General features: G+C 62.8%; 15 protein-coding genes, 1 tRNA gene and 1 pseudogene. 13 read left to right on the forward strand and 4 right to left on the reverse strand.

Going from position 1 to position 17,752, the window contains the following annotated elements:
* Positions 1–5: 5 nt before the first annotated feature.
* Positions 6–212 (forward strand): annotated as a pseudogene (locus LVS58_RS05280) (bifunctional metallophosphatase/5'-nucleotidase); the annotation flags it as partial.
* Positions 213–236: 24 nt separating this feature from the next.
* Positions 237–443 (forward strand): 5'-nucleotidase C-terminal domain-containing protein, encoded by a 207-nt coding sequence (locus tag LVS58_RS25220; RefSeq protein WP_442796439.1) that lies wholly within the window; start codon positions 237–239, stop codon positions 441–443.
* Here LVS58_RS25220 and ung read toward each other — a convergent pair.
* Positions 373–1,065 (reverse strand): uracil-DNA glycosylase, encoded by a 693-nt coding sequence (ung, locus tag LVS58_RS05285; RefSeq protein ID WP_003252014.1) that lies wholly within the window; start codon positions 1,063–1,065, stop codon positions 373–375. The two genes, LVS58_RS25220 and ung, sit on opposite strands and share 71 nt — an antisense overlap.
* Before the next feature lie 126 nt (positions 1,066–1,191).
* Here ung and LVS58_RS05290 point away from each other — a divergent pair, with 126 nt between their 5' ends.
* The gene (locus tag LVS58_RS05290) at positions 1,192–2,298 is read left to right on the forward strand and encodes an enoyl-CoA hydratase/isomerase family protein (RefSeq protein ID WP_233690166.1); all 1,107 of its coding nucleotides are present in this window, start codon (positions 1,192–1,194) and stop codon (positions 2,296–2,298) included.
* A 43-nt stretch (positions 2,299–2,341) separates the two neighbouring features.
* Here LVS58_RS05290 and LVS58_RS05295 read toward each other — a convergent pair whose 3' ends face one another.
* Positions 2,342–2,791 carry a hypothetical protein gene (locus LVS58_RS05295; protein ID WP_233690167.1) on the reverse strand — a complete coding sequence of 150 codons (450 nt, stop codon included), beginning with the start codon at positions 2,789–2,791 and terminating at the stop codon, positions 2,342–2,344.
* Between the two features lie 211 nt (positions 2,792–3,002).
* Here LVS58_RS05295 and LVS58_RS05300 point away from each other — a divergent pair, with 211 nt between their 5' ends.
* The 7 genes from LVS58_RS05300 to LVS58_RS05330 all read left to right on the forward strand — a co-directional run bounded on the left by LVS58_RS05300 (position 3,003) and on the right by LVS58_RS05330 (position 9,870).
* A complete protein-coding gene (locus tag LVS58_RS05300) occupies positions 3,003–4,484 on the forward strand; it encodes a sensor domain-containing diguanylate cyclase (protein ID WP_233690168.1) in 1,482 nt (493 codons plus the stop codon).
* Positions 4,477–4,689: a cysteine-rich CWC family protein gene (locus LVS58_RS05305; protein WP_233690169.1), complete on the forward strand. Its 213-nt coding sequence runs from the start codon at positions 4,477–4,479 to the stop codon at positions 4,687–4,689. The genes LVS58_RS05300 and LVS58_RS05305 overlap by 8 nt, the downstream gene beginning before the upstream one ends.
* A gap of 8 nt (positions 4,690–4,697) precedes the next feature.
* Positions 4,698–5,390: a pseudouridine synthase gene (locus LVS58_RS05310; protein WP_233690170.1), complete on the forward strand. Its 693-nt coding sequence runs from the start codon at positions 4,698–4,700 to the stop codon at positions 5,388–5,390.
* Positions 5,391–5,733: 343 nt separating this feature from the next.
* Complete coding sequence (gene phaG, locus LVS58_RS05315; protein ID WP_233690171.1) at positions 5,734–6,621, forward strand: (R)-3-hydroxydecanoyl-ACP:CoA transacylase; 888 nt, start codon at positions 5,734–5,736, stop codon at positions 6,619–6,621.
* 111 nt (positions 6,622–6,732) lie between these two features.
* Positions 6,733–6,806: transfer RNA gene (locus tag LVS58_RS05320), tRNA-Gly, on the forward strand.
* Between the two features lie 212 nt (positions 6,807–7,018).
* Positions 7,019–8,725 carry a SulP family inorganic anion transporter gene (locus LVS58_RS05325; protein ID WP_233690172.1) on the forward strand — a complete coding sequence of 569 codons (1,707 nt, stop codon included), beginning with the start codon at positions 7,019–7,021 and terminating at the stop codon, positions 8,723–8,725.
* Between the two features lie 134 nt (positions 8,726–8,859).
* A complete protein-coding gene (locus LVS58_RS05330; RefSeq protein ID WP_233690173.1) occupies positions 8,860–9,870 on the forward strand; it encodes a DUF4917 family protein in 1,011 nt (336 codons plus the stop codon).
* Between the two features lie 32 nt (positions 9,871–9,902).
* Here LVS58_RS05330 and LVS58_RS05335 read toward each other — a convergent pair whose 3' ends face one another.
* Positions 9,903–11,117: a class I SAM-dependent methyltransferase gene (locus LVS58_RS05335; RefSeq protein ID WP_233690174.1), complete on the reverse strand. Its 1,215-nt coding sequence runs from the start codon at positions 11,115–11,117 to the stop codon at positions 9,903–9,905.
* Between the two features lie 144 nt (positions 11,118–11,261).
* Positions 11,262–11,879, reverse strand: coding sequence for a TPM domain-containing protein (locus LVS58_RS05340; protein ID WP_233690175.1), 618 nt, complete (start codon positions 11,877–11,879; stop codon positions 11,262–11,264).
* Between the two features lie 186 nt (positions 11,880–12,065).
* Here LVS58_RS05340 and bglX point away from each other — a divergent pair, with 186 nt between their 5' ends.
* The 3 genes from bglX to LVS58_RS05355 all read left to right on the forward strand — a co-directional run bounded on the left by bglX (position 12,066) and on the right by LVS58_RS05355 (position 17,575).
* Complete coding sequence (gene bglX, locus LVS58_RS05345) at positions 12,066–14,357, forward strand: beta-glucosidase BglX (protein WP_233690176.1); 2,292 nt, start codon at positions 12,066–12,068, stop codon at positions 14,355–14,357.
* A gap of 132 nt (positions 14,358–14,489) precedes the next feature.
* Entirely contained in the window at positions 14,490–16,247 is a 1,758-nt protein-coding gene (locus LVS58_RS05350; RefSeq protein ID WP_233690177.1) for a sensor histidine kinase, read from the forward strand.
* Positions 16,241–17,575 carry a sigma-54-dependent transcriptional regulator gene (locus tag LVS58_RS05355; protein WP_233690178.1) on the forward strand — a complete coding sequence of 445 codons (1,335 nt, stop codon included), beginning with the start codon at positions 16,241–16,243 and terminating at the stop codon, positions 17,573–17,575. Before LVS58_RS05350 ends, LVS58_RS05355 begins: the two co-directional genes overlap by 7 nt.
* Positions 17,576–17,752 lie beyond the last annotated feature (177 nt).

Raw genomic sequence — 17,752 nt, forward strand, 5'->3', positions numbered from 1 at the left:
TAATGATGAAAGTCCGCCTTTCCTGCAACTATCGCTCGGCTATCGCCTGGGCATGCCTTGCCATCAGCGCAGGCAGCCTTGCCGCAGAGCCATCTGCCCCCGTCCAGATCAACGTCGTGGCTATCAATGATCTTCACGGCTACCTGGAACCCAACCCCCAGAACTACGCCGGCGCGCAAGGCGCTACCCGCCTGACCTACGGCGGCATCGCCTAATACCCAGGTTGCCTTTCTCACCTGGGTGGGCTGCCAAGTGACCTTATCCAGCCTGCCGATAGCGACCTGACCTACGAACAATTATTCGCCGTACAACCGTTTAATAACCCACTGGTGGTTCAGGAACTGACAGGCGATTGCGACCCCGCCGCGGTTCTCACAGCGGGGGCAGTGCCCAGTCGATGGGCCCGAGCCCCCGCTGCTCGAGGAAGCTGTTGGTACGGCTGAAATGCCCGCAACCGATAAACCCGCGATACGCCGACAGCGGCGAAGGGTGGACCGACTTCAGTACCAGGTGCTTGGTACCGTCGATCAGCTTCTGTTTGCTCTGTGCATGCGCCCCCCATAGCAGGAATACCACGTTCGGGCATTGCTCACTGACCACTTGAATGATCCGGTCGGTAAACAATTCCCAGCCTTTCTTGGCATGCGATGCGGCATTGGCGCGCTCGACGGTCATGGTCGTGTTGAGCAACAGAACGCCTTGTTCTGCCCAGCTCTGGAGGTAGCCGTGGCTGGGGATCGGGATGTTCAGGTCGCGCTGCAGCTCCTTGTAGATATTGACCAGCGACGGCGGCGTGGCCACGCCCGGTTGCACCGAGAAGCACAAGCCATGGGCCTGCCCCGGCCCGTGATACGGGTCCTGACCGAGGATGACCACCTTCACCTGGTCCAGTGGTGTCGAATTGAGCGCATTGAAGATCAGCGGCCCTGGCGGGTAGATCTCCTTGCCGGCAGCGTACTCGCCACGCAGGAACTCGCGCAGCTGGTGCATGTAAGGCTGGTCGAATTCACCGCGCAAAGCGGCCTTCCAGCTGGGTTCGAGTTTGATGCGATCGTCGTCAGTCATGGGGCCTTCCATAAACAATGGCGCGACACTAGGTAAGCCCTTCGCGCTTGTCAAACGATCCGACCGACGACCGGCATGATTGGCCAGGCAAGCCATACTTGAGCGATGACTTGCGAGAGGTAGTCCATGACCATTCACTGCGAGGTACTCACCGGCGTCGATGGCGCCCGCATCGGCATCGCTACCCTGGATGCGCCCAAGGCGCTCAATGCCCTGAACCTGCCGATGATCGAGGTGCTGGGCGAACAACTGCATACCTGGGCCCGCGACCCGGGTATCGTCTGCGTGCTGCTGCGCGGCAACGGGGCAAAAGCCTTTTGCGCAGGCGGCGATGTACGTGCGCTGGTGCAAGCCTGCCGCGACCACCCCGGCAGTGTCCCGCCGCTGGCGGCTTCCTTCTTCGCCGCCGAATACCGCCTGGACTATGCGCTGCACACCTACCCCAAACCGTTATTCTGCTGGGGCCATGGGCATGTGCTGGGTGGCGGCATGGGGCTGCTGCAAGGCGCCAATGTACGTATCGTCACACCCAGCAGCCGGCTGGCCATGCCGGAAATCAGCATCGGCCTGTACCCTGACGTAGGCGCCAGTTGGTTCCTGGCCCGGCTACCGGGCAAACTGGGTTTGTTCTTCGGCCTGACGGGTACGCCGATCAACGCCCGCGATGCCCTTGACCTGGGCCTGGCTGACCGTTTTCTGGGCGAACACCAGCAAGAGGGCTTGATCGAGGAGTTGCTGCAACTCAACTGGCAGGAGCAGACCGCCGTGCAACTGAACAGCTTGCTCAAGGCCGAGCAGCATCGTGCCTGCGCCGAGCTGCCTGATGCCCAGTGGCTGCCACGACGGCATGTGATCGATCAGTTACTCGACGTGGCTGATGCGGCTTCAGCCTGGCGCGCACTGGAAAGGCTCAAGCAGCATGACGACCCATTGCTGGCAGAGGCCGGCCAACGCCTGCATGAGGGGTGCCCGCTGACGGCGCATCTGGTCTGGGAGCAGATCCGCCGGGCGCGGTACCTGTCGTTGGCGCAAGTGTTCCAGATGGAATACAGCATGAGCCTGAACTGTTGCCGCCACCCCGAATTCAGTGAAGGCGTACGCGCTCGCCTGCTGGACAAAGACAACCAGCCGCGCTGGCACTGGCCTGATGTGGCGCAAGTGCCGGCGGCGGTGGTCGAGGCGCATTTTGCCAAGGCGTGGGAAGGGCGGCACCCATTGGCGGATGTGGGTTAGCTGCGTGAACCTGGGGCTGCTTGTCAGCCCCGCGTCCACTCACCTAGCGCTGCCAGTTTCCTCCTCGCCCCTGCCCGCGCCCGCCCTCCCAGCGCCCGCGGTCTCTAACCTGCCCATTGGAGTGCCAGTCGCCATGCCGGTAACGCTGGCTGTCATTGCGATAGTCATGGCGATCCCGGTCCTGCCTGTAGTCTTGCCGCTGGCGATTGCCATAGTCATAGCGCGGGTTGCCATGCCACTGGTTCATCCCTGGCTGCGGAGATGGCCGGTAATGGGGCGCAGGGGCCGACCGATGGTAGTAACGGGGGGAAGGCTGATAGTAGTAGCGCGGGGCTGGCGCCACATAGTACCGGTCATAGCGGTAATACCCCGGCGCCACATAGCGGTCGGTGGAGTAGTAGTCCGAACGGTAATAGCCCCCGCGGTCATAGTAGGGGGCGCAGGCCGAAGTCATCAGCCCCAGCAGGGTGATCAACAGGATTCGATAGGACATGGCGGCCTCCTGGACCGCTGGAGTGCCCGAACAGCGGCGCTGGCGAGCGTCGATGCGAGATGCGTCAATCGACACTGAATAAGACAGTGGCGCGCAGGTACAGTGCCATTTCTGCAATAACTTGATACAGGTGAATAACCCTGAAAAACTTGCAGTCATTTGCCGGCCACCTCACTAGAATAAGCGGCTCGGCACACATCACAGGAAGATCATGCCCTTACGTTCCGCTCTGTTCTCGCAACGCTCGCTGATCGTTACCCTGCTCGTGTTACTGGCCTGCGGCTTCCTGGCCACCTCGCTGCTCAGCTACTTCTCCTCGCGCAGCGCCATCCGCGACGGCATCATCAATACCGAATTGCCGCTGACCTCCGACACCGTCTACTCGGAAATCCAGAAAGACCTGATCCGCCCGGTGCTGATCGCCTCGATGATGGCCCAGGACACCTTCCTGCGCGACTGGGTGCTGTCTGGCGAGCAGGATACCGAACGCATGACCCGCTACCTGGGCGAGGTCATGGGCAAGCAGGGCATCTTCACATCCTTTTTCGTGTCTGATCGCACGCGGACCTACTACCAGGCCAAAGGCGTGCTCAAGCACGTCGAACCGGGCACCTGGCGTGATGCCTGGTATTTCCGTCTGCGTGAACTCAAGGCCCCTTATGAGATCAACGTCGATCTGGACATGGCCAACCAGGACAGCCTGACCGTGTTCATCAACTACCAGGTGCACGACTACCAGCAGCGCTTCATCGGCGCGGCAGGCGTAGGGCTGAGCGTCTCGTCGGTGGTCAAGCTGATCGATCAGTACCAACGCCGCTACCAACGCGCGGTGCTATTCACGGATGCCAAAGGCAAGGTGCTGGTGACCGGCTCCGAGGGTGGCCCGCATGGCTTGCAAGTCGGCCAGTCTCTCACCGACAACCCTGAGCTGAAGGCCATGCTCGCCGAGCAGGTGGTACCCGGCGAAGGCAGCCACGAATACCATGACAGCGAAAACCACAGCCACTTTCTCAACGTTCGCCATCTGCCCGAACTGGACTGGTACCTGTTGGTGGACAAACGCGAAACCGGCGTCCTCGACCGCATTCGCCACGCGCTGTACCTGAACCTGGCGATCTGTACGATGATCACCCTGGTGGTGCTGGCACTGGTGCATGCCATGGTCCGCCGCCACCAGGCCAGCACCGAAGCCTTGGCCACGCTCGACAGCCTCACCGGCTTGTACAACCGGCGCAGCTTCGACCTGCTCGCCGCCCAGGCGCTGCGAGAAGCCCGGCGCGACAGTAGCCCACTGGTGGCCTTGCTGATTGATCTGGACCACTTCAAGGCGCTGAACGATAACCACGGCCACCTGGCAGGTGACGAAGTGCTACGCCAATTCGCCAATGTGCTGCAAGGCAGCCTGCGTCAGTCAGATATACTGTGCCGCTGGGGCGGTGAGGAATTCATCGTGCTGCTGCGCGAAGCTGAAGGCCGCCAGGCCATCGAGGTGGCGGAAAAGATCCGGCGACGCACCGAGCAGCTGACCTTCAGTTACGACGACCAGCCGCTGCGGCTGACCACCAGCATCGGCCTGAGCAGCCTGCAACCGGGGGATACCCTGCACGCCCTGCTGACCCGCGCCGACCGCGCGCTTTATCGTGCCAAGCAGGCTGGCCGCAACCGCGTCTGCAGTGAAACCCACCATGAATGACAAGCAACATTGCCCCGCTTGCGGTGCTCTCAACCAGTGCAGCCTGGCCGACCCAAGCCGTGCCACCCAGGCGTGTTGGTGCTACAGCGTGACCATCGACCCGGCCGTACTCCAGTCGCTGCCCGATGAACTGCGCAACAAGGCCTGCCTGTGCCCACGCTGCGCCGCCGTTGAAGAACAGCTGCGTCCATCCGCTGCCCACTGATCGTTGCCATGCGCCTTGACCGTTTCCTCGCCAACCTGCCCAGCTACAACCGCCAGCAAGTTCGCCTGATGCTGGCGCAACGCCGCGTGCGGGTGGACGGCAAGGTAGCCAGCGACCCGCTCACTGACGTGCGTGAATTCAGCCGCGTAGAGCTGGACGAGCAACTGTTGCAGGCCGGCCGCCCGGCCCGCTACCTGATGCTGTACAAGCCCACTGGCTGCGTAAGCGCCACCCACGATCCGCAGCACCGTACCGTTCTCGACCTGCTGCCAATGGCGTTGCGAGATGACCTGCACATAGCCGGGCGCCTGGACTTCAACACCACCGGCCTGATGATCCTGACCAACGATGGCCAGTGGTCGCGGCGCCTGACCCAGCCTGCCACCAAGCTGCCCAAGCATTATCTGGTGGACACCGAGGACGAGATTGGCGAGCACTACGTGGCCAAGTTTCGCGAGGGTTTCTATTTCGCCTTCGAAGACCTCACCACCCAACCTGCCCAGCTGGACATCCTCGGCCCCCACCGAGCCCGGCTGGCGATCGTCGAGGGGCGGTACCACCAGGTCAAGCGCATGTTCGGGCATTTCAACAACAAGGTGGTGGGGCTGCATCGCGAGAGCATGGGGGCGATCCGGCTGGATCCGGGGTTGGCGCCGGGTGAGTATCGTGAACTGACGGCGAATGAGATAGCCACTGTGTAGGCGGAGCAGACAGCCAGGTGTCGTCATACGACCGCTCAGCGACAAAAGTCACATTCCCTACCGAACGGCACTTGCGCGATCCCCAACCCACTGCTTGAATCCAAATCGTCAGTCTGCTTGTGACTACCAAGTCACACCGGCGGTCGATGACACTTTTTGCCGGCCACCCAAAGCCTAGATGCCTTGGGGCACGGCAAATTGCCCGCCAAAAACAATACCGTCGACGCACGTGCCAAGGATCGACACAGGGCCCCCGGTTTATCTTCAGGCAAATGCCTACCTGTCATAAAGAACGTGCACCCTAGGTGACGCGAATACCCTTTTTGCGCCAGGAGTCGATGACATGAGGCCAGAAATCGCTGTACTTGATATCCAAGGTCAGTATCGGGTTTACACGGAGTTCTATCGCGCGGATGCGGCCGAAAACACGATCATCCTGATCAACGGCTCGCTGGCCACCACGGCCTCGTTCGCCCAGACGGTACGTAACCTGCACCCACAGTTCAACGTGGTGCTGTTCGACCAGCCGTATGCAGGCAAGTCCAAGCCGCACAACCGTCAGGAACGGCTGATCAGCAAGGAGACCGAGGCGCATATCCTCCTTGAGCTGATCGAACACTTCCAGGCAGACCACGTGATGTCTTTCTCGTGGGGTGGCGCAAGCACGCTGCTGGCGCTGGCGCACCAGCCAAGGAACGTGAAGAAGGCCGTGGTGAGTTCGTTCTCGCCAGTGATCAACGAACCGATGCGCGACTATCTGGACCGTGGCTGCCAGTACCTGGCCGCCTGCGACCGTTATCAGGTCGGCAACCTGGTCAATGACACCATCGGCAAGCACTTGCCGTCGCTGTTCAAACGCTTCAACTACCGCCATGTGAGCAGCCTGGACAGCCACGAGTACGCACAGATGCATTTCCACATCAACCAGGTGCTGGAGCACGACCTGGAACGTGCGCTGCAAGGCGCGCGCAATATCAACATCCCGGTGCTGTTCATCAACGGCGAACGCGATGAGTACACCACAGTCGAAGATGCGCGGCAGTTCAGCAAGCATGTGGGTAGAAGCCAGTTCAGCGTGATACGCGATGCGGGCCACTTCCTGGACATGGAGAACAAGACCGCCTGCGAGAACACCCGCAGTGTCATGCTGGGGTTCCTCAAGCCAACCGTGCGCGAACCCCGCCACCGTTACCAACCCGTGCAACAGGGGCAGCATGCATTTGCCATCTGAGCGGCTCGGCGCCTTGTAGCAAATACCCGCAGGCCACGGGGCGCCGACAAGCTTTTTTATAACGTGGGCTTCTAATTCGCTGAAAGTTCTGGTAAAAAGTCCAGCTCAGATGCGGGTATAGTTTAGTGGTAAAACGAAAGCTTCCCAAGCTTTAGTTGAGGGTTCGATTCCCTCTACCCGCTCCACATCGCATTCCCGCATGGCGTTCCAGCAACGTCATCGCAGTCAAAAGGAGCCTTGGCTCCTTTTTTCGTTTTTCACCCTGCCTTGACCTGGCCCATGGCCATTTACCCACCGATCCGCTTCAATGCGCGTCGGGCCTCTGCGCGCGCAAGCGAAACGGTTTGTGGCGGATATGCGCTCAATGGATTCATGAAACATTTCGAAAGGACAACGCATGTTTCTCTCCCGCTGGCTACCGGGCCTGGCCAACCTGCTGCACTACCGCCGTGAATGGTTCCACGCCGATCTGCAAGCGGGCCTGTCGGTAGCCGCGATCCAGATTCCCATTGCCATTGCCTATGCGCAGATCGTCGGGCTGCCGCCGCAATATGGCCTGTATGCCTGTGTGCTACCGATGATGGTCTATGCGCTGATCGGTAGCTCGCGCCAGCTGATGGTCGGCCCCGACGCCGCCACCTGCGCGATGATCGCTGGCGCCGTGGCACCGCTGGCCATGGGCGAGCCCCAGCGCATCGTCGAACTGTCGGTGATCGTCACCGTGCTGGTCGGCGTGATGCTGATTGCCGCGGGCCTGGCGCGGGCCGGGTTCATCGCCAGCTTCTTCTCGCGGCCGATCCTGATCGGCTACCTCAACGGTATCGGCCTGAGCCTGATCGCCGGGCAGCTGTCCAAGGTGGTGGGCTTCCAGATCGAGGGCGACGGTTTCATCCTCAGTCTGATCAACTTCTTCCAGCGCCTGGCGGAAATTCACTGGGTCACATTGATCATCGGCCTGGCCGCCCTGGCCCTGCTCATCTGGCTGCCACGGCGCTACCCGCGCCTGCCCGCAGCCCTCACGGTCGTGGCGCTGTTCATGCTGCTGGTTGGCCTGTTCGGCCTCGACCGCTTCGGCGTTGCCGTCCTTGGGCCGGTACCTGCTGGCATCCCGCAACTGGCCTGGCCACACAGCAACCTGGCGGAAATGAAGAGCCTGCTGCGCGACGCCCTGGGTATCGCCACCGTCAGCTTCTGTAGCGCCATGCTTACCGCACGCAGCTTTGCCGCCCGGCATGGCTATGCGATCAATGCCAACCACGAATTCGTCGCCCTGGGCGTGAGCAACCTGGCGGCCGGGGTTTCCCAGGGCTTTGCCATCAGCGGCGCCGACTCGCGCACGGCAGTCAACGACATGGTCGGTGGTAAAAGCCAGCTGGTGGGCATCATCGCGGCATTGGTAATCGCCCTGATCCTGCTGTTTTTCACCGCGCCCATGGCCTGGATCCCACAGGCTGCGCTGGGGGCCGTGCTGCTGATGGCTGGCTGGGGGCTGATCGACATCAAATCGCTGGGGCATATCCGGCGTCTCAGCCGCTTCGAGTTCTGGCTGTGCCTGTTGACCACGGCGGGCGTACTGGGCCTGGGCGTGCTGCCCGGCATCGTGTTTGCCGTGACCCTGGCGATCCTGCGCCTGCTGTACAGCATCTACCAGCCCACCGATGCCGTCCTGGGCTGGCTGCCGGGCACCGAAGGCCAGGTAGACATCCGCAAGTTCAAGGACGCCCGGACCGTGCCTGGCCTGGTGGTGTACCGCTTCGACGACGCCATCCTGTTCTTCAATGCCGACTACTTCAAGATGCGCCTGCTTGAAGCCGTGCAAAGCCAGGACCAGCCTAAAGCCGTGCTGTTCGATGCCGAAGCGGTAACCAGCATTGATGTCAGCGGCATCGCCGCCCTGCGCGAAGTGCGCGACACCCTGGCGGCTCAAGGCATCCTTTTCGCCATCGCCCGCGCCCGTGGCACTTTCCTGCGCATGCTGGTGCGCTCGGGGATGGCGCGGGACATGGAAGAAAAACTGCTATTCGGCTCGGTACGCGCGGGGATTCGTGCGTACCGCGTGTGGCGCAACCGAAACCGCAGTGTGCAAGTGACCGAACAGGGTTGAGCGGGTTTCGTCCTGTTCACCCGCGAAAGGGCCAGCACAGGCAACGCAAAACCATCGCCTTGACACCAACCCTCGCACACCTCGCATGACATGCTAAAGTCGCCCCGTTCCCCGCACCACCCAACGGACCCAGCATGCCCGCACTCGATGCCACCCTAACCCCCTGGCCAGAACTCGCCGCCCGCCACCCCTGCGACGCCCTGCTGCTGGGCAATGGCGCAAGCCGCGCAGTATGGAAGCCGTTCGGCTACTTCTCGCTGTTCGAGCAAGCGCAACGCGCAGGCCGCAAGAAGGGCCTGGCGATCAGTGATCAGGCACTGTTCAAGTCCTTGGGCACGGAACTGTTCGAGCCGGTGCTCAGCGCCCTCAATACCACCGTGCGTACCAACGCCGCACTGGCCATCAACTCCACCGCGCCGCTGAACCGCTACTACTCGATCAAGGAAGCGCTGATTCACGCCGTGCGCACGGTGCATCTGCCCTGGCCGCTGATGCCGCCGGCCACCCTGGCAAGCCTCAACCAGGCCCTGCTCGGCTATCGAAGCGTCTACACCAGCAACTACGACCTGCTGCTGCCATGGGCCGTGCAGCACACCCCGAATGGCTTCGCCCAACTGTTCGACGAACAAGGGTATTTCGACGTGCGACGCACCGGCAGCGAAGGCACCCGGGTGCTGCACCTGCATGGCGGCCTGCACCTGCTCAAGCTGCCCGACGCCACCACCCGCCAGCGCAGCGCTGAAAGTGCCGAACTGCTCGATGGGTTTGCCGTGAACATCCCGGGTGAAGTACCGCTGTTCGTCAATGAAGACCGCAGCGACGAAAAACTGCGCGCTATCCGCAACTCGGACTATCTGAGCTGGTGCCTGGGGCAGCTGGCGCAGGAAAACCAAGGGATATGCCTGTTCGGGCAGCATCTGGACAGCAGTGACCGGCACCTGCTCGACGCTGTTCGCCAAGCCCGTCCGCAACACCTATCCATTGCCATTCGGCCGCTGGGCGAGGCGTCGGTGATCAATCAGAAGCAGCATTTTGCAGATCGTTTCGGGGATTTGCCGGGGACGGTGCTGCATTTCTTCGATGCCAGCACCCATCCGTTGGGGCAGGCAGCATTGGCTATCGAAGTGCCCTCTGCTCGACGCTGACAGGATACCGGCAGGCATGCCGGTGGGTGGCGTCAGAGCAACCCGTCCGCACGCAACAACGTTTCCAGGCAATGCTCCTGCACCCCGTAGAACGCCTTGAGCTGGGCAATCTTCTCCAATAACGCCCCGTTATCCGCGGCCTGCCGCCGCTTCACCGCAAGAATCATCTTGTTCTTGTTGGTGTGCTCCAGCGAGATGAATTCGAACACCTTGGTTTCATAGCCACAGGCTTCCAGGTACAGCGCACGCAGGCTGTCAGTCAGCATTTCGGCCTGCTGGCCCAGGTGCAGGCCGTACTGCAGCATGGGTTGCAGCAACCCTGGGCTGTGCAATTGCGGGCGGATCTGCTTGTGGCAGCACGGCGAGCACATGATGATCGCGGCGTTGCAGCGGATGCCGGTATGGATGGCGTAGTCGGTGGCGATGTCACAGGCATGCAAGGCGATCATCACCTCGATGGCCTCAGGCACCACGCTGCGCACATCACCACACTGGAACTCCAGGCCCGGGTGGTCAAGGCGTGCGGCCGCGGCGTTGCACAGGTCGACCATGTCCTGGCGCAGCTCCACGCCGGTCACCTGCGCTGCTCGACCCAAACTGTTGCGCAGGTAGTCATGCATGGCAAAGGTCAGGTAGCCCTTGCCCGAACCGAAGTCGGCCACCCGTAGGGCCTGTTCCGTCGACACCGGTGCATTGGCCAGGGCGTGGTCGAAGACCTCGATGAATTTGTTGATCTGCTTCCACTTGCGTGACATGGACGGGATCAGTGCGCCTTGTGCGTCAGTCACACCAAGGTCGCGCAGAAACGGCCGCGACAGCTCCAGATAACGCTTCTTCTCGCGGTCATGCCCGCTACCCGCATCGGCCACGCGCGGTGCCTGGGCACCGTGGCGCTGGAGCATCGGTTTGCCCTTCTTGCTGAAGGTCAACTGCACTTCGCCATCAGCATCGAACAGATGCGCATTGCGGAAGCTGTCCGGCAGCAGTTCGGCAACCAGCGCCTGGGCCTGGTCCAGCGGCAGGTTGCGGGTGATGTCGCGGGTCTGGTGTCGGTAGACCAGCGACAGGCACGGCTGGCCCTTGACCTGCAGCGGCTTGGCAATGATCCGTTGCAAGGTCTGGTCGGCACCGACATGGCGCGCCAGCACCAGCTTGACCAGGGTTTCGCCGTGCAGGGCGGCGTTCAGCAGGTCGAGAAACTGAGCGCGCGCATCCGGCGCGGAGGGGGCGGAAGTACTGGCGGACATGAAGAAACGGTGCCTCGAATAGCGGGAAGCGCATTCTACACCCTGTGGGATCAGGTTTACCCGCGAATGCACCGGTGGCGTTGAGGCAGTATTCGCGGGTGACCCCGCGTCCACAGGAAACGCGTCAAGCCAGCTGGATCCGGATCAATCCAGAATCACCAGGCGGTTGGGCAACTCGTTGCGTGCATGGGTGGGCGGCACGTGCTGGCTAAGCAGCTCGCCACACACTTCGATGCACTCGACAAAGCCCTGCAAAGTCCGGCCCTGGCGCACCTGCTCGGCAAAGCGGGCTCCGATGGCCGCGCGGGTTTCGGCATCCAGGCAGTGTTCGATACCCCGATCAACCAGGATCTCCACATGCCGCTCCGCCTCGCTGACGAAAATCAGCACGCCCGTGGCGCCCGCTGTGCGCTGCAGGTTCTGCTCGCGAAACTGCTGGCGGGCCAGGCGCGAGGCACGCCAGCGGCGCAAGGCACGGGGGATCAGCCAGTCGGCCAGGCGCGGGTTGCGCAGCAGCAGGCACAAAACGACGAACAGCAGCACGTTGCCCATCAGCACGCCACGCACGCTGGGCCAAGCCAGCAGCCAGTGCAACAGCCCAGGCACGGTCAGTGCCAGCACGGCGGCCCACAACAACGGCCAATACGCATAATCGTCGGCACGACGGGCAAGCACCGTCACCAGTTCGGCATCGGTACGCCGTTCGGCACGGGCAATGGCTTCGGCAATCTGCCGCTGATGGTATTCGTCGAAGGGGGTCATGCCGTCGGTCTCTTGAGCGTTCTTATAGTTGTTATCCCGGCATTCGGGGCTTCATCCGCAGGCGATATATTCAGGCATAATCCGCCGCTGGAAGAATTGCCTGCAAATCGTACAACAATAGCCGCCTGAAAACTTCGGTCGCGCACGTATCACCGAGGATACGGCAGAGGCCCCAAAACGGAATTGATGATGAAACTGTCTTTGCTGGGCCTGGCCATGGGCCTTGCCAGTCAGGCGGCCCTCGCCGCCCCCACCGCCCCGCCCCTGCAGGACAAGCAGGCATTCATCGAGCATCTGATCAGCCAGATGACCGAAGCCGAGAAAATCGGCCAGTTGCGCCTGATCAGCATCGGCCCGGAAATGCCCCGCGACAAGATCCGCGAGGAAATCGCCGCCGGCCGTATCGGTGGCACCTTCAACTCACGCACGGCCCCCGAAAACCGGCCGATGCAGGACGCGGCCATGCGCAGCCGCCTGAAGATCCCGATGTTCTTCGCCTACGACACCGTCCACGGCGAGCGCACCATCTTCCCGATCGGCCTGGGCATGGCCGCTACCTGGGACATGGACGCCGTCGCCAAGGTCGGCCGCACCGCCGCGATCGAAGCCTCGGCCGACGCCCTGGACATGACGTTCGCACCAATGGTGGATATCGCCCGCGACCCACGCTGGGGCCGCACCAGTGAAGGTTTCGGCGAAGACACCTACCTGACCTCGAAAATCGGCCAGGTAATGGTGCGCTCGTTCCAGGGCAGCAGCCCGGCCAACCCCGACAGCATCATGGCCATCGTCAAGCATTTCGCCTTGTATGGCGCCGTGGAAGGCGGGCGCGACTACAACACGGTCGATATGAGCCTGCCGAAAATGTACAACGACTACCTGCCCCCCTATCGCGCCGCGCTCGATGCGGGTGCCGGTGGCGTGATGGTGGCGCTGAACTCGATCAACGGCGTACCGGCCACCTCCAACACCTGGCTGATGAACGACCTGCTGCGCAAGGAGTGGGGCTTCAAGGGCGTGACCATCAGCGACCACGGTGCCATCCAGGAGCTGATTCGCCACGGCGTCGCCCGTGATGGCCGTGAAGCCGCCAAGCTGGCGATCAAGGCCGGCATCGACATGAGCATGAACGATACCCTGTACGGCGAAGAGCTGCCGGGCCTGCTGAAGTCCGGCGAGGTGACCCAGCGCGAGCTGGACCAGGCGGTACGTGAAGTGCTGGGTGCCAAATACGACATGGGCCTGTTCAAAGACCCATACGTGCGCATCGGCAAGGCCGAAACCGACCTGAAGGACTACTACGGCAACGACCGCCTGCACCGCGAAGCTGCGCGTGACGTGGCACGCCGCAGCCTGGTGCTGCTGGAAAACCGCAACCAGACCCTGCCGCTGAAAAAGGCCGGCACCATTGCCTTGGTCGGCCCGCTGGCCGATGCCCCGATCGACATGATGGGCAGCTGGGCCGCCGACGGTAAACCTGCCCACTCGGTGACCGTGCGCGAAGGCTTGCGCCGCGCCGTGGAAGGCAAGGCCAAGCTGGTCTACGCCAAAGGCTCCAACGTCACGGGTGACAAGGCGATACTCGACTACCTGAACTTCCTCAACTTCGATGCCCCGGAAATCGTCGACGACCCACGCCCGCCTGCCGTGCTGATCGATGAAGCAGTCAAGGCAGCGAAGCAGTCCGACGTCGTGGTCGCAGTGGTCGGCGAGTCCCGCGGCATGTCCCACGAGTCGTCGAGCCGTACCACCCTGGAGATCCCGGCCAGCCAGCGCGAGCTGATCAAGGCGCTCAAGGCCACCGGCAAACCGCTGGTGCTGGTGCTGATGAATGGCCGCCCGCTGTCGATCAGCTGGGAGCGCGAGCAGGCCGACGCAATCCTCGAAACCTGGTTCGCCGGCACCGAAGGCGGCAATGCCATCGCCGACGTGCTGTTTGGCGACTACAACCCCTCCGGCAAGCTGGCCATTACCTTCCCACGGTCGGTGGGGCAGATCCCGATGTACTACAACCACACCCGCATCGGCCGACCGTTCACGCCGGGCAAGCCGGGCAACTACACCTCGCAATACTTCGAAGAGCCCAACGGGCCGCTTTACCCGTTCGGCTATGGCTTGAGCTACAGCAGCTTCGAGCTGTCGGGCCTGAACCTGTCGAGCAAGGGTCTCAAGCGCGGCGATACGCTGGAAGCCAAGGTTACGGTCAAGAACACCGGCAAGGTTGCAGGCGAGACGGTGGTGCAGCTGTACCTGCAGGATGTGTCGGCGTCGATGAGCCGCCCAATGAAAGAGCTGAAGAACTTCCAGAAGCTGACGCTTGAACCGGGTGAAACCCGCACGTTGACCTTCCGCATCAGCGAGGACGACCTGAAGTTCTACAATGGCCAGTTGCAGCGGGTTGCCGAACCTGGGGAGTTCAATGTCCAGGTAGGGCTGGACTCCCAGGCGGTGCAGCAGCAGAGTTTTGAATTGCTTTGACTGAAACAGGCCGCCTGTTCTGGCCTCTTCGCGGGTAAACCCGCTCCTACAGGTGCTGCAGAGTGCCTGTAGGCGCGGGTTTACCCGCGAAGAGGCCGGCCCCGATATCCCCCACCACCGGATCCGCCCCCGATGCCCTTTTCCTTTCGCGCCCTGCGTCTGGGGCTGATCACCCTGTTGATCGTGCTGGGTACCGCACTCAGCGCCGGCTGGGCCATGCACCAGGCCAAGCGCCAGGCCATGGAAGATGACGCCAGGCGTGCCAGCCAGCAACTGGGCCTGTACGCCAACGCACTGCACACCCTCATCGATCGCTACCGTGCCCTCCCCGCCGTGCTGGCGCTGGACCCGGAGCTGATCGCAGCCTTGCGCGGCCCGGTCGACGAAAACGTTCAGAACGCCCTGAACCACAAGCTCGAACGCATCAATGGCGCCGCCAATTCCTCCACCCTCGAGCTGCTCGACCGCACCGGGCTGGCCATTGCCGCCAGCAACTGGCGGCTGCCCAGCAGCTACGTCGGCTCCAACTACGGTTTCCGCCCCTACTTCAAGCAAGCCCGCAGCCAGGGCAGTGGCCGCTTCTATGCCGTGGGCGTGACCAGTGGCGTGCCGGGCTACTTCCTCGCCAGTGCGGTGAACGACGAGCATGGTCGATTCCTTGGCGCCATGGTGGTGAAACTGGAATTCCCCGAGCTGGAACGCGAATGGCGACAGGGCAACGATATTTTGTTGGTCAGCGACGCCCGCGGCATCACTTTCATCGCAAACCAGGATGGCTGGCGCTACCGCGAACTTCAGCCGCTCAGTGGCGCCGACCGTGCCGAGCTGGCCGAAACCCGTCAGTACGACAAGCAACCGCTGGTGCCGCTACACCATCAGGTGCTGACGCGGTTTGCCCCCTACAGCACCCTTAGCCGCGTGCAAGGCCCCGAGGGCAGCACCGAGTACTTGTGGGAAAGCCTGCCGCTGGAAGGCGAAAACTGGACCTTGCACCTGCTGCGCAAACCGCAGGTCGCTGCCGACGGCCGTAATGCCGCGCTGGGTGCCGCCGCCGTCTGGCTGAGCCTGGTGTTCGCCGCCCTTTTCGTCAGCCAACGCCTGCGCCTGGCACGCCTGCGCCAGCGCAGCCGGCAAGAACTCGAACGCCAGGTCGAGGAACGCACCCGCGAGCTGCGCACTGCCCAGGAAGGCCTGGTGCAATCGGCCAAACTCGCCGCACTCGGGCAGATGTCGGCAGCGATGGCCCACGAAATCAACCAACCGCTGACCACCCAACGTATGCAGCTGGAAACACTGCGCCTGCTGCTTGACCATGGTCGCCATGACGACGCGCGGCAAGCGCTGGAGCCACTGGAACAGATGCTCACGCGCATGGCAGCACTGACCAGCCACCTGAAGACCTTTGCCCGCAACAGCCCGATGGGGCTGCGCGAACGCCTTGACCTGGCAACCGTGGTCGACCAGGCCTTGCACCTGCTGGAAGCGCGCCTTCGCAGCGAGGAAGTGGAGGTGGCCCTGTACCTGGCACGCCCGGCCTGGGTACGCGGCGACGCCATCCGCCTGGAGCAGGTGCTGATAAACCTCCTGCACAATGCACTCGACGCCATGCTCGACAAGCGTTACAAACGCCTGGAGATCCGCATCGAACCCGACGGGGAGCTATGGCGCCTGAGTGTGCTCGACTCGGGTGGCGGCATTGCCGAAGCCGACCTGGCCAAGGTCTTCGACCCGTTCTTCACCACCAAGCCGGTGGGGGAAGGGCTAGGGCTGGGCCTGGCCATTTCCTACGGCATCGTCCACGAGGCCGGCGGCCAACTGCAGGCCGAAAACCTGCCTGGCGGCGCGCGCCTGAGCCTTACCCTGCCCCGTGACCTGGAGCCTGTATGTTGAATTCAGTGATCGTCGTCGATGATGAAGCCAGCATCCGCACTGCTGTCGAGCAATGGCTGAGCCTGTCTGGCTTCAGCGTGCAGTTGTTCGCTCGCGCCGATGAGTGCCTGGCACGCCTGCCGCAGCACTTCCCTGGGGTGATCATCAGCGATGTGCGCATGCCGGGCATGGATGGCCTGCAATTGCTCGAACGCCTGCAGGCGAACGACCCCGACCTGCCCGTGATTCTGCTGACCGGTCACGGTGATGTACCGATGGCGGTAGAAGCCATGCGCAGCGGGGCCTATGACTTCCTGGAAAAACCCTTCACGCCGCAAGACTTGCTGGGCAGCCTGCGCCGCGCCCTGGAAAAGCGCCAGCTGGTGCTTGAGAACCGCCGGCTCCATGAGCAGGCCGACCTCAAGTCCCGCCTGGAAGTCACGCTGCTGGGCATGTCCCAGGGCTTGCAACAGCTGCGCCGGCAAGTGCTGGACCTGGCCGGCCTGCCGGTGAACGTGCTGATCCGCGGTGAAACCGGCAGTGGCAAGGAGCGGGTGGCCCGCTGCCTGCACGACTTCGGCCCCCGTGCCGCCAAACCCTTTGTAGCCCTCAACTGCGCGGCCATCCCGGAGTCGTTGTTCGAGGCCGAACTGTTCGGCCATGAGAGCGGCGCCTTCACGGGCGCCCAGGGTAAACGGATCGGCAAGCTGGAGTATGCCAACGGCGGCACCGTGTTCCTCGACGAAATCGAGAGCATGCCACTGGCCCAACAGGCCAAGCTGTTGCGGGTGATACAGGAGCAGAAGCTGGAGCGCCTGGGGGCCAACCAGAGCATCAGCGTGGACCTGCGCATCATTGCTGCGACCAAGCCCGACCTGCTCGAGGAGGCTCGTGCCGGGCGCTTCCGCGAAGACCTGGCCTACCGCCTGAACGTGGCCGAATTGCGCCTGGCACCGCTGCGCGAGCGGCGGGAGGACATTCCACTGCTGTTCGAACACTTTGCCCGTGCTGCAGGTGAAAAGCTTGGTCGCACCGCCCCGCCGCTCTCGGCTGCACAGCTGGCGCAGCTGCTGTCACATGACTGGCCTGGCAACGTGCGTGAGCTGGCCAATGCGGCGGAGCGGCATGCGTTGGGGCTGGGTTCGCCAAACATCGAGGTGGCTCCTGCCGGGCAGTCGCTGGGCGAGCAGATGGAAGCATTCGAGGCGCAATGCCTGCGCGCGGCCTTGCGTCAGCATGGGGGCGAGATCAAGTCGGTGATGGAGGCATTGCAGCTGCCGCGGCGCACCCTTAACGAGAAGATGCAGCGGCATGGGCTGGTGCGCGAGGATTTTGTCAGTCAGGAATGAGCGGAAATCCGCTTATGACCTGCACCTGGTAGGCAAAAAACCGCTTATTCCGTCGAGCTTCCGGGCTGCTTTTTCAGCCCTCGCGGGCAGGCCCGCTCCCGCAAAGGGCAGCGCAAGCCCCGCTACTGTGCCGGTTCTGGGGTATCTGATGCCCTGAAATGAATCAGCCCGCCCCCA

The organism is Pseudomonas sp. JR33AA (genome assembly GCF_021378985.1).
GTDB classification, from domain to species: Bacteria; Pseudomonadota; Gammaproteobacteria; order Pseudomonadales; family Pseudomonadaceae; genus Aquipseudomonas; species Aquipseudomonas alloputida.

Excerpts from the sequence above, each read along its gene's own strand:
- LVS58_RS05290 (WP_233690166.1), top strand. The coding sequence starts at position 1,192 with ATGACCATTCACTGCGAGGTACTCACCGGCGTCGATGGCGCCCGCATC.
- LVS58_RS05340 (WP_233690175.1), bottom strand. The coding sequence starts at position 11,879 with ATGACCCCCTTCGACGAATACCATCAGCGGCAGATTGCCGAAGCCATT.
- LVS58_RS05300 (WP_233690168.1), top strand. The coding sequence starts at position 3,003 with ATGCCCTTACGTTCCGCTCTGTTCTCGCAACGCTCGCTGATCGTTACC.
- phaG (WP_233690171.1), top strand. The coding sequence starts at position 5,734 with ATGAGGCCAGAAATCGCTGTACTTGATATCCAAGGTCAGTATCGGGTT.
- ung (WP_003252014.1), bottom strand. The coding sequence starts at position 1,065 with ATGACTGACGACGATCGCATCAAACTCGAACCCAGCTGGAAGGCCGCT.
- LVS58_RS05305 (WP_233690169.1), top strand. The coding sequence starts at position 4,477 with ATGAATGACAAGCAACATTGCCCCGCTTGCGGTGCTCTCAACCAGTGC.
- LVS58_RS05295 (WP_233690167.1), bottom strand. The coding sequence starts at position 2,791 with ATGTCCTATCGAATCCTGTTGATCACCCTGCTGGGGCTGATGACTTCG.
- LVS58_RS05350 (WP_233690177.1), top strand. The coding sequence starts at position 14,490 with ATGCCCTTTTCCTTTCGCGCCCTGCGTCTGGGGCTGATCACCCTGTTG.
- LVS58_RS05310 (WP_233690170.1), top strand. The coding sequence starts at position 4,698 with ATGCGCCTTGACCGTTTCCTCGCCAACCTGCCCAGCTACAACCGCCAG.
- LVS58_RS05335 (WP_233690174.1), bottom strand. The coding sequence starts at position 11,117 with ATGTCCGCCAGTACTTCCGCCCCCTCCGCGCCGGATGCGCGCGCTCAG.
- LVS58_RS05330 (WP_233690173.1), top strand. The coding sequence starts at position 8,860 with ATGCCCGCACTCGATGCCACCCTAACCCCCTGGCCAGAACTCGCCGCC.
- LVS58_RS05325 (WP_233690172.1), top strand. The coding sequence starts at position 7,019 with ATGTTTCTCTCCCGCTGGCTACCGGGCCTGGCCAACCTGCTGCACTAC.
- bglX (WP_233690176.1), top strand. The coding sequence starts at position 12,066 with ATGATGAAACTGTCTTTGCTGGGCCTGGCCATGGGCCTTGCCAGTCAG.
- LVS58_RS05355 (WP_233690178.1), top strand. The coding sequence starts at position 16,241 with ATGTTGAATTCAGTGATCGTCGTCGATGATGAAGCCAGCATCCGCACT.